Source organism: Rickettsia sp. MEAM1 (Bemisia tabaci), assembly GCF_002285905.1.
Classification (GTDB): Bacteria; Pseudomonadota; Alphaproteobacteria; order Rickettsiales; family Rickettsiaceae; genus Rickettsia.
In genome coordinates, this window is the sequence record NZ_CP016305.1 from 1,243,806 (window position 1) to 1,258,380 (window position 14,575).

Sequence of the window (14,575 nt, forward strand, 5' to 3'; positions counted from 1 at the left end):
TAAATTATGGAAAATATTGCGGCTGAGTTAAATTTAATGAATAAAGAGCAGAAAAAAGATTTTGTTAAACGAATCGGTGAAAATTTTGGACTTATGCAAAGTAATATATTATAACCTCAACTAATACTAAAATAGCTTTACAACATCGATTAGATTATTAAAAATTTTGATTCATATAATGTAATAAATGCCGAATGAATATCAAATAAGACAATTATTGTTGTTAAAAAAAGTTATACAAAATTATAACCAAAATAAAAATTTAAATAACTTAATTAGCGATATAGAATCTTTAATTGATTTACTAGTAGATTTAGATGAAGTTTGGGAAGAAGAAGTTAGAACGCTGTGGTTTGACTTAGAAATGATTAGTGCAATGAAATATAGCACTCAAGACCTCTCACTGACTTATGAAGAAACTAGTGAAATTAATACGATATTGAATAATTTAAGCAAATTAATAGATCAAAAGTTGATATAAAATAAACTTATAGTTTTAATGTCCCCCTTCGGGGATCAAAAATCCCTCGCCTTTAGGCGAAGGCAAGATATAATGAAATTGCTTTAGCAATGAATTTATATCAAGAAATATGAGAAGTTATAGAAAGAATAGTCATAGTCAGTATGATTTAAAAGTGCATCTTATATGGATACCAAAATATAGGAAGAGAATATTGATAGGCAAAGTATCGGAAAGGACTAGAGATTTACTGAGGCAGATTTGTATGGAACATGAAGTACATATAATTTCAGGGAAAATATCATGTGATCACGTACATATGTTTATCTCATATAAGCCGCAAATATCTCTTAGCAAGTTAGTACAGTATTTAAAAGGCATTAGCTCAAGAATTTTATTGCAAGAATTTACTCATTTACGAAAACAATTTTGGGGCAATCATTTGTGGGCTAGGGGCTATATGGCAGTCAGTTCAGGTAATATAACTGATGAAATGATACAGCACTATATTGATGAACAGGAAGGTGAACCTGTGAATGATGATCAATTTCTAATCGATTCCACTTTATAACCCCTCAGCTTATAGCTGAGGGTTGTTTAGTTAAATATTCTCTCTTAGCCAATCGAAAACCTTGTTAATCCAGCTGCTATTTTCATCAAGTTTCATATGGGCAAATTCTTTTTGCTGTTTTAGAGCGTGAATTTTTAGCATACCTATAACTGCCGAATAAGCAGCAGGATTATAGTCTTCAGTAAAGCCATCAATAAGCTCTGGCTTACCTATTCTAGTTTGCTTCTCAAAAACCTTACTTGAAAGCTCCTTTAAACCTCTAAGCTGCGATCCGCCTCCAGTAATAACAGTGCGGTACACTGATATTTGTCCTTTTATTGCCTTATCATATTCAGACTTTACCATTAACAATATTTCTTCCGCTCTTGCTTTTATTACTTCAGCAAGTTTATAGATCGTTACTGCTCCTGCAGGACTATGGTGAGCATCAACATTAAAATCCTCCATATTAATAATACTGTCTTTATCAAAAGAGGATAAAATTGCATTACCATATAAAATCTTTAATTTTTCAGCCGTAGCAAGATCAGTACCGAAAACTTTTGCAATATCAGAGCTAATATGAAAACTACCTATATTTACGTGTCCTGTATATATTAATTTACCAGCAAAGAAAATACCAAAAGAAGTAGTTTTATCACCTATATCTATAATCAATGAGCCGAGGTTTTTTTCATCATTTGTAAGACAACTAATCGCAGAAGCATAAATCGCTAGAGTAATATTGGTAACTTCAATATGGCATTTGGCAAAACACTGCACGATATTTGATAGCATATTTGACTCAGCTGCAATAATATGTAATTCACAACCAAGTTCTTTTCCATACATACCTACAGGGTTTTCAACCCTATTATTATCAAGAATAAACTCAAGAGGAAAGTAATGAATAATTTCTTGATCCTTAAATTTAAACTCCTGTAATGCTTTTTGTAAAAGCTTTTTTATATCTTGCTCGGTTATAGTTGCTGTACTAATTTTAATAGTATAATTTATATAATAAGATTTAGTAGCAGCTCCTGATAGCGATAATATAACTTTCTTGATATTTTTATTACAATCTTTTTCTAACGCATAAATTGCTGAAACAATACTACTTTCAGCATTCTTTAAATCTGTTATAACCCCTGATTTTATACCTTTAGAGTGATGTAAATTTTGACTTGCTACCTTAATCTCACCTTTTTTATTAATATAGGCAGCAATGGCAGCAATTTTACTACTACCAAAGTCAAGTGCTACAAAATTCGATATTTTCTCTTTCATTTTTTATGTTTGTTGTAACGTTCGAATTATATGTCATTCCCGCAAAAGCTGGAATCCAGAAAAATAAACATGAAAGCAGCAAGTTTTTAAAATTAAAAGCTTAGGTTATCTCGCTTTATGCTGGATTCCCGCCTCCGCGGGAATGACAAAAAGTTAATACTTCTCTATATAATATTTATTCTTATCTCTCAAATCTAACTGTTTGTAGTTTTGATTAAATAGTTTATTTGCTTTATTGAGTGCATCTATATATTTTAAGGCTTCTTCAAAATTCTTTGCCGGTAATTTAATATTTATTCCGCCTTTAAGATTCAAATCCCATCTTCTATCGCCACATCTAATAGCAGATGAGGTTTTATTTATTAATGCTGGATATTTTTGTAGCTCATTTACTAGCTTACTAGCATATATATTTGCCCCCTCCCCTACAACATGTAATAAATGAGGAAAAGGCTCTATATTCTTACTGATTTCATAACCCTCTTCATCAATTAAGAAGAGTTGGTTATTGATCTGCCAAATGGCAATAGGTTCTCTTTCAAACAGTTTTATATATATCGTGTTTGGTAATCTTCTTGAAACATATACTTCCTTAATCCATCTATTATTCTTTAAATTATTCCTAATTTCATCTAAATTAAGAGCAAAAATAGAACTACCTTTTTTAGCATTTAAAACTTTTAATATTGTAGGTTCATCAACATTTTGTTGTCCCTCAATTATTACATTCTCAAGTTTAAAGCCAAGTTCTGTAGTTGTTTGATATATATTTGTTGTTAAATAGCTTTTTAACGAAGCAAAATATTTTGTGAAAGCAAACAAACATATAAAGATAATTAAAAAGATTTTAAGTATTAATATTGTTTTCTTATAGATTAGTCCTAACTTTCGACGCAATGAAATGTTATTGTTTTTTTTAGCTGTATTTTTTTTATTTGAGCTTGTTTTTTTTCTCATGATTCAAAGCTTGCCGTCTTTAAAATTTCTTCAATTAAATTAACAAAATTTATACCTACATGAGCTGCAATTTCTGGTACTATCGATAAAGGAGTCATTCCAGGATGGGTATTTATTTCTAAAGCGTATAATTTATTTGTGCCGTCTTCTAAAATAAATTCAGCTCTAGCCGCCCCTTTACAATTCATCGTGTTATAAATCTTTTCCGACTCTTTAAGCAATTTATCATATATATAGGTAGGCAAAGGAGCAGGACATAAATGTTCAGCAAATCCTTCAGTATATTTAGTTTCATAATCATAGAAACGGTTTTTTAATAGCTTAATTTCTAAAGCTCCCAAGGCTTTGCCGTTTAATATTGCTACTTGTAATTCACGCCCTTTTATATATTTCTCTATTATTACCTCATCACCATAAGGAAAATCATAATTAGCAAAGCTAAAATCATCTTCCTCAAATATTACCTCAACACCAATACTTGAGCCTTGTGTAAGTGGCTTAATCACGTATGGGCGTTTTATAGGATCAGCTTTAACATTATCGTTTTTATTTATGACAATACTTTCTGCCATATTAATGTTATTAGTTAAAAACCAACTTCTGGAATGTACCTTATCAAAAGCAAGGCTTGATGCTAAAACCCCGCTATGAGTATAAGGAATTCGCATAATATTAAGAAGTCCAGGCAGGCAACCATCTTCACCATATGTGCCATGCAGACAATTAAAAACAATATCAGGTTTTATTTCATGCAACTTAACGGCAATATCGGCTCCCATATCTATAAAAGTAACTTTATATCCTGCTTCTATTAAAGCTTTGCCTACCCCTTTAGCTGATATTAGCGACACTTCACGTTCAGCAGACATACCGCCCGCTACTAACGCTATATGCTTCTTGCCTCTATCGCTTAATATTTTGATTTCTGAGCTTTCAACCCAATGTGTTTGGTATTTATGCATATTTTATTTTTTGTTAAGAAGTCATATGTTGATTATATCATTCTCTGCACCTCTTTATGTTATTCCCGCCTTCGCGGGAATAACATAAAACATACCTTCCTACCCGTTTTATCTCCCAATTTAACTTAATCCCACTATCTTCAAATACTTTCTGTTGGACGAAGTTACCTAGATCCTCTAATTCTTTAGCGGTAGCATTTCCATTGTTTATCATAAAGTTACAATGAAGTTCTGAGATAGAAGCATCGCCTATTCTATAACCTCTAAGTCCTGCTTTGTCAATAAGTTGCCACGATTTAAATCCTTCCGGATTTGCAAAAGTACTGCCGCCAGTACGCTCCTTGATAGGCTGAGTCTGTGACCTTGCAGCATTTATTTCATTCATCCGCACTAATATATCTTCACTATTACCTTTAGTAACTTTAAAAACGGCTTTGAGAATAATTAAATCTTTTGGCAAATTATTACCACGATATTTAAAGCCTATTTCTTTATTTGTAAATGTTAGAAAGTTTCCTGCAAAGTCGATTGCTTCAATCCTAACTAAAATATCTTTAAACTCACAACCATAAGCTCCGGCATTCATCGCAACACCACCGCCAATAGTGCCAGGAATTCCTACTAAAAACTCAAAGCCGCTAATAGCATTTACCTGACAAAATTTAGCTAAACTAAAATTAAGGCAACTGCTGCCGACTATTAAATGACCATCATCCGTAAAATCGATATTGCTAAAATTTTGACCAAGCTTTATGGTGACGCCCTCTATACCTCCGTCTCGTATAATAATATTCGAACCAGCACCAAAAGTAGTTATGGGTAATTTTTGTTTATTTTGTACTAAGAAGCTTGCTAAATCTTCGTTATCTATAGGCTTAAAAAATATTTCAGCATTACCGCCTACTTTAAACCATGTTAAATGTTTTAAGTTATAATCTTTCCTATATTCACCTTTTACTATAGGGAGATTCATGACAAATTACCAAATTTTTGTGGTAATTCATTAGCAAAGTTTGAAATATTACCTGCTCCCATCATAATAATCATATCACCAGGGGATGCTTTATTCATTATAACTTCTACAGTGTCCTCTAATTTTGCTAAGAAATTCGCTTGATTATGATATTTGAGCTTAATAATGCTATCAATTAAACTTTGCCCACTAATACCCTCTATGGGGCTTTCACCTGCCGCATATACATCTGTAATATAAAGTAAATCCGCATCATCAAAGCAATGCATAAAATCATCAAATAAATGCTGCATTCTCGAATATCTATGTGGCTGGAAAATAGCAATAACCTTACCATGCTGTTTGTTTGCTATGTTTTTAGCAGTAGATAATGTTGCCTTAATTTCTTCAGGGTGATGAGCATAGTCGTCAATAACCGAAGCTTGATTATATTCAGCTACTTTAGTAAATCTTCTTTTTACTCCTTTAAAGCTATTAAAGCCGTTTTTAATAGCCTTAATACCGAAATCTAACTCCACCCCTACACTGATTGCAGCAAGGCTATTTAAAATATTATGCCTTCCTGGAGTGGGGATAGTAATTTTTTCTATAATTGTAACACCACTTACATTTGGCAAACTAATTTTTACATCAAAGGTAGATGAAGTAATATCTGTACTAATATTAAATGCGGTAATATGAGCATCATCAGAATCAATACCATAAGTGATAACTTTCCGCTCGGTAATATTATTTACTAACTCACGTACTATTTTATGATCAATACAACAAACAGCAAAACCATAAAAAGGTAAATTTGTGATAAAACTCCTAAAGGCATTAATTAGCGTATCAAAATCTTTGTAATAATCTAAATGTTCTGGATCAATATTAGTTATTATTGCAATGGTCGACGGAATACTGATAAAAGTTGCATCTGACTCATCTGCTTCAGCAATTAAATAATTACTTGAACCAAGATAGGCATTTGTTGACCTATTATTAATAATACCACCATTAATGACTGTAGGATGTAAACCAGCTGCCTCAAATAAGCAAGCAACTAAAGAAGTGGTAGTAGTCTTACCATGTGAACCAGATACCGCTACCGAGCATTTTAACCTCATAAGTTCAGCAAGCATTTCTGCACGTCTGATAATTGGGATTTTACGCTCCAAAGCTTCTTTTACTTCTGGATTATTTCGATTAATTGCTGAAGAAACAACAACATACGAGACATTTGTAATATTTTGTGGTGCATGACCAATAAATATTTTAATACCATATGCCTCTAAACGTTTGGTATTATAATTTTCTGATAAATCAGAACCTTGCACCTTATAACCAAGATTATGTAATATTTCAGCGATACCGCTCATTCCAACGCCGCCAATACCAATAAAATGTATAGTTTCTAAAGTTTGATTAGTTTTTTTTAATTCAAGTAACAGCATTTAAGTTAATTTTTAAAATTGAGTTGTGCATATATGGTTTTAGGGGTTTTGTCAAGTACTATAAAACGTCATTGCGAGAAGATGCATAGCATCGCCGAAGCAATTTCAGAATGTTAATACTAGATTGCCGCGTCGAAACTGCGTTTCTCCTCGTAATGACACTACTCCGCCCTATCAAATTTTGCTTCGGAGTAGTAATTGCCTTGCAAGCCGCCTACTTTTAAATCTATTAAAAACTTAGCTATTTCGCCATTTTCGACAAATTCAGCTACTGTTTCAATATTTAAATCTTCTGAGATCTTTATTAGTCTTTCGACAAAATATCTACTTTGTACATCACTTGTAATACTACGGACATATTTGCCATCAATTTTTATAATATCAATAGGCAAGCTTTGAAGTTGTTTAAAGGAAGTAAAGCCTGAGCCGAAATCATCTAAAGCAAATTTACAACCAAACTTACGTAACTTATTGATAAATACGTTTATCTTATCATAGTTTTCATTAAAAGAAGTTTCGGTAATTTCGATAATTAAACGATCTCGAACATCATAAGTTCTTAATAAATTTTCTGCTATTTCCCATAAAGCTTCATCGGTTGTACCAATATTTGAAATATTAACAGATAGCATTAAATTAGGATTAGCTACAAGCTCGTGAATACTCATTTCTAAAACGATCTGATCAATTACAAAAGTTAATCCTTTATTTTCAGCAATAGGAATTATAGGACCAACAGAAATATAAGCACCATTCTCATCTGGTATCCGAAGCAGACATTCATAATAATATACTTTCAAAGTCTTACGATCAATTATAGGCTGATAAGCAAATCGCATAGTTTTTTTAGCTAAAGCTTGTCTAAGCAAATTGAGTTGTAAATTAGACTTTTTTATATTCTCTAAATCATGATCATCAGAGTTATATTCACGATAATAATAATTATTATTCTGTGAAAGTAACATATTTAGTATTTTCTCAATCTCTTCTGCATTAGCACTTACTTTTGGGAACTCACTACTCGCAATACAACAATTTATATAGATTTCTGGCCGCTCATCATTTATATATAGCTGAGAAGATAAATATAATTTTCTAGCAAAACTTTTAATTAGATCAGAATCGGTAATATCTAGTACAAATAATATTATGTCTTTTTTTGTTTTTCTAAATTTTAGAGGAATATCAAGCTCCTTGCTTACATTTTCAATAATTTTTTCTAAATCCTGAATTATGAAATTCTTATTTGGTTCTATGAATACGATTTCATCATAATTCAATAATTTACAGGCAAAACATACTCCCCTCCCTACTTCATCCATTTCAGCTTGTAAAACTTTATATTCTACGATTAATTCTGACATTGCCATTTTGATAATAAAATTATATATTCTAACAAATACTAAGGTATTTTTTCTATAAATAAAATAAAAATATGAGCAGAATAGACAGGATAACTAAAAGCTTAAGTGTCTTAAAACCACATTTTTGTGAAATAATAGACGAAAGTCATAAACATGCTAGTCATTATGATGGAAATCACAGTCATATTAAAATAAAAATTTCGGCAGAAATTTTACAAGGCAAAAGCCTAATTGCCAATCATCGCACTATTAATAACCTACTTGCCGATGAATTCCAAAATGGCTTGCATGCTCTATCACTTGAGGTATTTTAAAATGAAAACAAATGATTTATTAAAAGTAGCGACAGGTGCTAGCAGCGTCTTACATAAAGCAATAAATAATATAAAAGATAAAAGTTGCGATGTGATTGAAGATAAAATACTTAAAGGTAATTATGTTACTAGGGAAGAATTTGAAAAATTACAAACCCTAGTAATAAAATTAAAGAAAGAAATAGCGGATATGAAAGACAAATAACGCCTTTCCAATCATTGAAATCGAGTCAATCATAATTTTTGTGTAAATTGTTAAAAATCATTTTCTAATAATTCATATGGCACCGTCAAGTTAAGGGAGGTATAAATTAAGTATTGAGCAATTACAGGGAATGATTTATAGAATAGCAGTAACAATTTATCCTAGATTTTACCGCTATGCATATTACTCAAGCCCCGAATAGACATCGTTTTCCAGCAAGCATTATTAGCCATACAGTATGGTTATATCATCGCTTTAATAATAGTTACCGAGATGTTCAAGAGCAGATGGCTTATCGAGGTATTATATTAAGTCATGAGACTGTAAGGTTTTGGTGTTATAAGTTTGTAGTTTATTTTCAAGATGTTATTAGTAAGAGAGAGCGAAAGCCAACTGATAAATGGCATTTGGATGAGATGAATATCAAGATCAAAGGTGAAGTATTCATATTATGGAGAGCTGTTGACTCTGAGGGACATGAATTAGAAGTATTACTGCAGAAGCGTCGTAACAAGAAATCAGCTATTCGCTTTTTATCAAGATTATTGGGTAATTATCCATGTCCAAGGGTTATTGTGACTGATAAGCTAAAAAGCTACATTAAACCAGTTAGGTATATGTGTCCTAGGACTAAGCATCGTACCGATAAAAGACTAAATAATCGGATTGAGAATGCCCATCAGCCAACTAGGAGAAAAGAGAAGATACTGATTAAATTTAAGCATCCTAATTCAGCACAATGTACATTATCACTGATGGGAAAAGTCAGAAATATATTTGCTGTAAATGTTGGAAGATATACTAAAACAGCATCTGAGCAAAGAATTGCATTTGCGTCCGCTAAATCCATTTGGGATGAAGCTACTCAAAGACTTCTTGCTGTCTGAAATCTAAAAATATAGTACTTTGTGACACTAATTTACTTAACTTGACGGTGCCCTTTATACCATAAATAATATAAAGGAATGCTGGCTATAGTAAAAGCACTAGCTATGATTAATGTTTTAATAGGTGTTTCATAAATAACCCATGCACAAAAAACGATTGATATTATAGCAATCAATAAATAATAATAAGAGAAATTTTTCTTTGAACTAAGAATTACTTTTAAAAACGCTAAGCTGCAAATTAAATAAACATATAAGAAAGCAATAACCGAGAAATCTATTATTTGAGTAATCTGCTCAGCAAAATTATCATTCGCTGTAAATACTAATAACGGCACAATACCAATGCAACTTACAATAATCCCCCACACCGGTGCATTATTACTATTTTTCTTAGCAAAAAATTTTGGCAATAAACCATCTTCAGCAAGCCCTAAAGCAATTTGTCCGCTAGTTAGTACCCAGGCATTAAGTGTGCCGATACAAATAATAGATGCTATAACGGCAATTATATTTGACCATTTACCGCCGAATAATTTCGCTGCTGCATCAGCATAAGGAGCTTTTGAAACAATTAGCTCTGAGGCAGGAATTAAACCCATTATCCCAATACTATTAATAAGATATAGCACGGCAACACAGAAAGTTCCGAGCATTATAGCCCTTGGGATAGTCTTAGAAGGATTTTTTACCGAGCCTGCCGTAGTTGTTGCACACTCTACCCCAATAAATCCCCAGAAAGTAAGCAGTGCTACCCTACCCATAATGGTTGGAACGCTTAAATTCTCTACTTCCTCAGCAATAGCTATATTATCTATGTTAAAATGTGATAACGCACATAATCCTACTATCAATAGAGGTACGAATTTTAATAATGTTAAATAAAATTCTGCTTTACCTGCCACTTCAGGACCTTTTAAATTCAAGATCATAATGGCGGTTAGTAATACTATTTGTAATATTAAATCTAATATTGCTTGTGATTTGAAAAAAGGAGTGAGATAACCTATAGCAGAGATTACAACTATACTAGTGCTAATAAATGATATAACCCAATAAGTCCAGCCAACAAAAAAGGCGGCTTTTTCGCCAAAGCTTTCACGAATATAAACATGCGGACCACCTGTTTTAGGAAATTTTGCACATAGATATGAAAATACGAGTGCGATGCTCATAGCACCGAATAGCGAAAGCACCCATCCCCATATGCTATATATACCGTAAGGTGCTAAACTCAAAGGAAGTATAAAAACACTAGTACCGATTTGGCTACCGGTAACTAATGCAAAAACTGCCCAAAATCCTAATTTTTGCGACATAAAAAAAGTTTAAACTAAACAACCCTCAGCTTATAGCTGAGGGGTTATAAAGTGGAATCGATTAGAAATCGATCATCATTCACAGGTTCACCTTCCTGTTCATCAATATAGTGCTGTATCATTTCATCAGTTATATTACCTGAACTGACTGCCATATAGCCCCTAGCCCACAAATGATTGCCCCAAAATTGTTTTCGTAAATATGTACTTCATGTTCCATACAAATCTGCCTCAGTAAATCTCTAGTCCTTTCCGATACTTTGCCTATCAATATTCTCTTCCTATATTTTGGTATCCATATAAGATGCACTTTTAAATCATACTGACTATGACTATTCTTTCTATAACTTCTCATATTTCTTGATATAAATTCATTGCTAAAGCAATTTCATTATATCTTCCCTTCGCCTAAAGGCGAGGGATTTTTGATCCCCGAAGGGGGACATTAAAAGAAGAAAAGTATACTTAAAAAAACGATTTTATGCAACTTATTTAAAGTATTATTATTAACGGCACCGTCAAGTTAAGGGAGGTATAAATTAAGTATTGAGCAATTACAGGGAATGATTTATAGAATAGCAGTAACAATTTATCCTAGATTTTACCGCTATGCATATTACTCAAGCCCCGAATAGACATCGTTTTCCAGCAAGCATTATTAGCCATACAGTATGGTTATATCATCGCTTTAATAATAGTTACCGAGATGTTCAAGAGCAGATGGCTTATCGAGGTATTATATTAAGTCATGAGACTGTAAGGTTTTGGTGTTATAAGTTTGTAGTTTATTTTCAAGATGTTATTAGTAAGAGAGAGCGAAAGCCAACTGATAAATGGCATTTGGATGAGATGAATATCAAGATCAAAGGTGAAGTATTCATATTATGGAGAGCTGTTGACTCTGAGGGACATGAATTAGAAGTATTACTGCAGAAGCGTCGTAACAAGAAATCAGCTATTCGCTTTTTATCAAGATTATTGGGTCATTATCCATGTCCAAGGGTTATTGTGACTGATAAGCTAAAAAGCTACATTAAACCAGTTAGGTATATGTGTCCTAGGACTAAGCATCGTACCGATAAAAGACTAAATAATCGGATTGAGAATGCCCATCAGCCAACTAGGAGAAAAGAGAAGATACTGATTAAATTTAAGCATCCTAATTCAGCACAATGTACATTATCACTGATGGGAAAAGTCAGAAATATATTTGCTGTAAATGTTGGAAGATATACTAAAACAGCATCTGAGCAAAGAATTGCATTTGCGTCCGCTAAATACATTTGGGATGAAGCTACTCAAAGACTTCTTGCTGTCTGAAATCTAAAAATATAGTACTTTGTGACACTAATTTACTTAACTTGACGGTGCCGCTACGCCTATTACAGGCATCTCAGTTATTTCTTGATCTAATACAGGAGCATCGCATTTTTTGAAATCTATATTTTCAACAAAGGATTTTTGTTGATTGAGACCCATGTTATGAAACTCACTTAACGAAACTAATTTTTTGATTAATATAGCTTCTATAATTAACTTTTGCTCAGATGTAGGAAATTTTGTTTCGATTGAATATTTAACACCTGAGGTATACTGAATCAAAAACTTTTGCTCTTCAGTATCCTTACTAAGTAATGTTTCTAAAGAAATTCCTAATTCTACTAAGGTTTTTACATTGTAGCCATTTTGAACCAGGAACTTTTGTTCTTCAATATCCTTATTAAATATTTTTTCTAAGGTAAATCCTAATCTTACTAAGCTTTTTAACCCATAAAAATTATTACATAATGTTGAGATTAAATCATCATCTTGCTCTATAAATTGTTTAGCAGTTACACCTAAATTAATTAATGCTATTTCCTTTTCATTTAAATCACGATTAATTTTTTTACTGATGATAATTTGCTGTAATCGTTTATTATTTGTTTCTATTTCTTCGAAAGTAGAATATTTAGTAGTAGAAATTTTAGAAGAAATTTCCTTGATAGAATTTCTAAAATCCTTAAGGTTTTCAACTGATATTTCATTTTCATGGTTATCATTTTGGGGTTCAGTAATTATTTCTATGTCTTGCTTTATTTCTCCTAAATTTATTTTTTTATTTCGGTAATTATTACAAGTCTCAACAAATATTTTAAATATTTTTTTATTTCGTTCTAACTCTATTTCATTATCCTAACTTTAGAATAATCTAGCTCATCAACATTAGCTAATTTACCTCCAAAATATACATTTATAAGTTGATGCCCACCGCATATTCCTGTTATTGGTATACCTTTTTGTATAGCAACATCTATCAATATACTTTCTGCTATTGAACGTTCTTTATCAGTTTGTCAAATAATTCAGGATAAACTGCTACTTCATTACCAGGAATTATCAGACCATCAACGTTCTGGAGCATTTCTTTTGCTTTTCCAGCTTCTAAAATCTTTTCTATGGATTGAGTTTTAGTGTTTAATGGAACAATCTTTCTATAGTATATATATATAACATTTCCGTCTTGTTCCATTATACGTTCTTTAGCTTCCTCTGCTGTACTCCCTCCTACTTCTGCATTATAACTTAAAGCAATAATAGGTTTAGTATTATCAGAAGAATCTAGTTTTTGCTCGTTTTGAAAACTCCATAATATAGTGTCAGAATTTGTATAATTTACTGTTTCTAAATATCCTTTAACTTCTTCTATATTTGAAAAATAAGTTGTTAGTCGTTTAGCTAATACTACCTCATCTATATTGTACATTTTAGAAAGTAACTTAGTATATGGCAGTATTTCCTCGTGTAAGCTTTGATCTATGCCCTTTAAAGGTAAAGGCTCATTATTAAATAATTTTTTTATTTGAGATATTTCATGCGAATTACATATTTTAGGAAGTAACTCATTAATGTGCGGTAGTATTTCCTCATATAATTTTTCATCTATACTATCTAAAGGTAGAGATCTATCCTTTAATGCTGCTTTTATTTCAGGGGCTTCAGACAATTCATATATTTTAGGAAGTAAATAATTAATGCAATCCAGCCTTGCTTCGTGCAAGTGTTCATCTATATTACCTGTGAATTTGGCTCTGTGGTCATTTACTGTTTCAGCTATTTCTCCTCAGAGTTTATTTCATTAAAATTATCTTGTAGTAGTTTCTTTAGTTGCTTTCGGTTTTCTTCATTATATTCTGTATCATCTAATAACTGGTTGTATGCTAATAAAATTTTAAGGTTTTCTGTACTTATTGTTAAAGTGTTTAACTGGGTAGTAGTTAGTAATTTATAAATTTGTTCTATATTTTCAAATGTAACCAACATTTTTAATTCTCTATTTTAATGTCCCCATTCGGGGATCAAAAATCCCTCGCCTTTAGGCGAAGGGAAGATATAATAAAATTGCTTTAGCAATGAATTTATATCAAGAAATATGAGAAGTTATAGAAAGAATAGTCATAGTCAGTATGATTTAAAAGTGCATCTTATATGGATACCAAAATATAGGAAGAGAATATTGATAGGCAAAGTATCGGAAAGGACTAGAGATTTACTGAGGCAGATTTGTATGGAACATGAAGTACATATAATTTCAGGGAAAATATCATGTGATCACGTACATATGTTTATCTCATATAAGCCGCAAATATCTCTTAGCAAGTTAGTACAGTATTTAAAAGGCATTAGCTCAAGAATTTTATTGCAAGAATTTACTCATTTACGAAAACAATTTTGGGGCAATCATTTGTGGGCTAGGGGCTATATGGCAGTCAGTTCAGGTAATATAACTGATGAAATGATACAGCACTATATTGATGAACAGGAAGGTGAACCTGTGAATGATGATCGATTTCTAATCGATTCCACTTTATAACCCCTCAGCTT

General features: G+C 31.9%; 18 protein-coding genes and 1 pseudogene. 7 read left to right on the forward strand and 12 right to left on the reverse strand.

From position 1 onward, the window contains the following. Positions 1-187: 187 nt before the first annotated feature. Positions 188-481, forward strand: coding sequence for a hypothetical protein (locus BA173_RS06810; protein ID WP_068041992.1), 294 nt, complete (start codon positions 188-190; stop codon positions 479-481). 109 nt (positions 482-590) lie between these two features. After that, positions 591-1,031 carry an IS200/IS605 family transposase gene (gene tnpA, locus BA173_RS06815; RefSeq protein WP_095568331.1) on the forward strand — a complete coding sequence of 147 codons (441 nt, stop codon included), beginning with the start codon at positions 591-593 and terminating at the stop codon, positions 1,029-1,031. 30 nt (positions 1,032-1,061) lie between these two features. Here tnpA (BA173_RS06815) and ftsA read toward each other — a convergent pair whose 3' ends face one another. From ftsA to BA173_RS06845, 6 genes are all read right to left on the reverse strand, one after another. Then, positions 1,062-2,297, reverse strand: coding sequence for a cell division protein FtsA (gene ftsA / locus BA173_RS06820; protein WP_016947806.1), 1,236 nt, complete (start codon positions 2,295-2,297; stop codon positions 1,062-1,064). A gap of 153 nt (positions 2,298-2,450) precedes the next feature. Next, the gene (locus BA173_RS06825) at positions 2,451-3,254 is read right to left on the reverse strand and encodes a cell division protein FtsQ/DivIB (RefSeq protein ID WP_016947751.1); all 804 of its coding nucleotides are present in this window, start codon (positions 3,252-3,254) and stop codon (positions 2,451-2,453) included. Further along, positions 3,251-4,216, reverse strand: a complete 966-nt coding sequence (locus BA173_RS06830) for a D-alanine--D-alanine ligase (RefSeq protein WP_016947750.1) — start codon at positions 4,214-4,216, stop codon at positions 3,251-3,253. The genes BA173_RS06825 and BA173_RS06830 overlap by 4 nt, the downstream gene beginning before the upstream one ends. Before the next feature lie 37 nt (positions 4,217-4,253). Next, positions 4,254-5,189: a UDP-N-acetylmuramate dehydrogenase gene (murB, locus tag BA173_RS06835; RefSeq protein WP_068041737.1), complete on the reverse strand. Its 936-nt coding sequence runs from the start codon at positions 5,187-5,189 to the stop codon at positions 4,254-4,256. Next, positions 5,186-6,622, reverse strand: coding sequence for a UDP-N-acetylmuramate--L-alanine ligase (gene murC, locus BA173_RS06840; RefSeq protein ID WP_016947720.1), 1,437 nt, complete (start codon positions 6,620-6,622; stop codon positions 5,186-5,188). Before murC ends, murB begins: the two co-directional genes overlap by 4 nt. Before the next feature lie 161 nt (positions 6,623-6,783). Next, the gene (locus tag BA173_RS06845; RefSeq protein ID WP_068041733.1) at positions 6,784-8,001 is read right to left on the reverse strand and encodes an EAL domain-containing protein; all 1,218 of its coding nucleotides are present in this window, start codon (positions 7,999-8,001) and stop codon (positions 6,784-6,786) included. Positions 8,002-8,057: 56 nt separating this feature from the next. On the opposite strand from BA173_RS06845, the gene BA173_RS06850 reads away from it, so the two are divergent. The 3 genes from BA173_RS06850 to BA173_RS06860 all read left to right on the forward strand — a co-directional run bounded on the left by BA173_RS06850 (position 8,058) and on the right by BA173_RS06860 (position 9,392). Further along, positions 8,058-8,300 (forward strand): BolA family protein, encoded by a 243-nt coding sequence (locus tag BA173_RS06850; RefSeq protein WP_016948437.1) that lies wholly within the window; start codon positions 8,058-8,060, stop codon positions 8,298-8,300. Between the two features lies 1 nt (position 8,301). After that, positions 8,302-8,505, forward strand: a complete 204-nt coding sequence (locus tag BA173_RS06855; RefSeq protein WP_016948438.1) for a hypothetical protein — start codon at positions 8,302-8,304, stop codon at positions 8,503-8,505. A gap of 176 nt (positions 8,506-8,681) precedes the next feature. Further along, on the forward strand, positions 8,682-9,392 hold the full coding sequence (locus tag BA173_RS06860; RefSeq protein ID WP_095568243.1) for an IS6 family transposase: 711 nt from the start codon (positions 8,682-8,684) through the stop codon (positions 9,390-9,392). 32 nt (positions 9,393-9,424) lie between these two features. Here the strand turns inward: BA173_RS06860 and BA173_RS06865 are convergent, their stop codons facing one another. Then, on the reverse strand, positions 9,425-10,711 hold the full coding sequence (locus BA173_RS06865) for an APC family permease (RefSeq protein ID WP_068042199.1): 1,287 nt from the start codon (positions 10,709-10,711) through the stop codon (positions 9,425-9,427). A 155-nt stretch (positions 10,712-10,866) separates the two neighbouring features. Further along, positions 10,867-11,066 (reverse strand): annotated as a pseudogene (locus BA173_RS08650) (transposase); the annotation flags it as partial. A 254-nt stretch (positions 11,067-11,320) separates the two neighbouring features. Between BA173_RS08650 and BA173_RS06875 the strand changes: the two are divergent. Beyond that, entirely contained in the window at positions 11,321-12,031 is a 711-nt protein-coding gene (locus BA173_RS06875) for an IS6 family transposase (RefSeq protein WP_095568332.1), read from the forward strand. A 36-nt stretch (positions 12,032-12,067) separates the two neighbouring features. On the opposite strand, the gene BA173_RS06880 is transcribed toward BA173_RS06875, so the two are convergent. From BA173_RS06880 to BA173_RS06895, 4 genes are all read right to left on the reverse strand, one after another. Further along, positions 12,068-12,313 carry a hypothetical protein gene (locus tag BA173_RS06880; RefSeq protein WP_016948441.1) on the reverse strand — a complete coding sequence of 82 codons (246 nt, stop codon included), beginning with the start codon at positions 12,311-12,313 and terminating at the stop codon, positions 12,068-12,070. A 560-nt stretch (positions 12,314-12,873) separates the two neighbouring features. Then, entirely contained in the window at positions 12,874-13,011 is a 138-nt protein-coding gene (locus BA173_RS08655) for a gamma-glutamyl-gamma-aminobutyrate hydrolase family protein (protein ID WP_016948442.1), read from the reverse strand. Positions 13,012-13,022: 11 nt separating this feature from the next. Further along, positions 13,023-13,751 (reverse strand): hypothetical protein, encoded by a 729-nt coding sequence (locus tag BA173_RS08660; RefSeq protein WP_016948443.1) that lies wholly within the window; start codon positions 13,749-13,751, stop codon positions 13,023-13,025. 53 nt (positions 13,752-13,804) lie between these two features. Next, positions 13,805-14,014 (reverse strand): hypothetical protein, encoded by a 210-nt coding sequence (locus BA173_RS06895; protein ID WP_016948444.1) that lies wholly within the window; start codon positions 14,012-14,014, stop codon positions 13,805-13,807. A 109-nt stretch (positions 14,015-14,123) separates the two neighbouring features. Here BA173_RS06895 and tnpA (BA173_RS06900) point away from each other — a divergent pair, with 109 nt between their 5' ends. Beyond that, positions 14,124-14,564, forward strand: coding sequence for an IS200/IS605 family transposase (gene tnpA, locus BA173_RS06900; RefSeq protein ID WP_095568239.1), 441 nt, complete (start codon positions 14,124-14,126; stop codon positions 14,562-14,564). The last annotated feature ends 11 nt before the right edge of the window (positions 14,565-14,575 follow it).

Excerpts from the sequence above, each read along its gene's own strand:
- BA173_RS06810 (WP_068041992.1), top strand. The coding sequence starts at position 188 with ATGCCGAATGAATATCAAATAAGACAATTATTGTTGTTAAAAAAAGTT.
- tnpA (WP_095568331.1), top strand. The coding sequence starts at position 591 with ATGAGAAGTTATAGAAAGAATAGTCATAGTCAGTATGATTTAAAAGTG.
- ftsA (WP_016947806.1), bottom strand. The coding sequence starts at position 2,297 with ATGAAAGAGAAAATATCGAATTTTGTAGCACTTGACTTTGGTAGTAGT.
- BA173_RS06825 (WP_016947751.1), bottom strand. The coding sequence starts at position 3,254 with ATGAGAAAAAAAACAAGCTCAAATAAAAAAAATACAGCTAAAAAAAAC.
- BA173_RS06830 (WP_016947750.1), bottom strand. The coding sequence starts at position 4,216 with ATGCATAAATACCAAACACATTGGGTTGAAAGCTCAGAAATCAAAATA.
- murB (WP_068041737.1), bottom strand. The coding sequence starts at position 5,189 with ATGAATCTCCCTATAGTAAAAGGTGAATATAGGAAAGATTATAACTTA.
- murC (WP_016947720.1), bottom strand. The coding sequence starts at position 6,622 with ATGCTGTTACTTGAATTAAAAAAAACTAATCAAACTTTAGAAACTATA.
- BA173_RS06850 (WP_016948437.1), top strand. The coding sequence starts at position 8,058 with ATGAGCAGAATAGACAGGATAACTAAAAGCTTAAGTGTCTTAAAACCA.
- BA173_RS06855 (WP_016948438.1), top strand. The coding sequence starts at position 8,302 with ATGAAAACAAATGATTTATTAAAAGTAGCGACAGGTGCTAGCAGCGTC.
- BA173_RS06860 (WP_095568243.1), top strand. The coding sequence starts at position 8,682 with ATGCATATTACTCAAGCCCCGAATAGACATCGTTTTCCAGCAAGCATT.
- BA173_RS06865 (WP_068042199.1), bottom strand. The coding sequence starts at position 10,711 with ATGTCGCAAAAATTAGGATTTTGGGCAGTTTTTGCATTAGTTACCGGT.
- BA173_RS06875 (WP_095568332.1), top strand. The coding sequence starts at position 11,321 with ATGCATATTACTCAAGCCCCGAATAGACATCGTTTTCCAGCAAGCATT.
- BA173_RS06895 (WP_016948444.1), bottom strand. The coding sequence starts at position 14,014 with ATGTTGGTTACATTTGAAAATATAGAACAAATTTATAAATTACTAACT.
- tnpA (WP_095568239.1), top strand. The coding sequence starts at position 14,124 with ATGAGAAGTTATAGAAAGAATAGTCATAGTCAGTATGATTTAAAAGTG.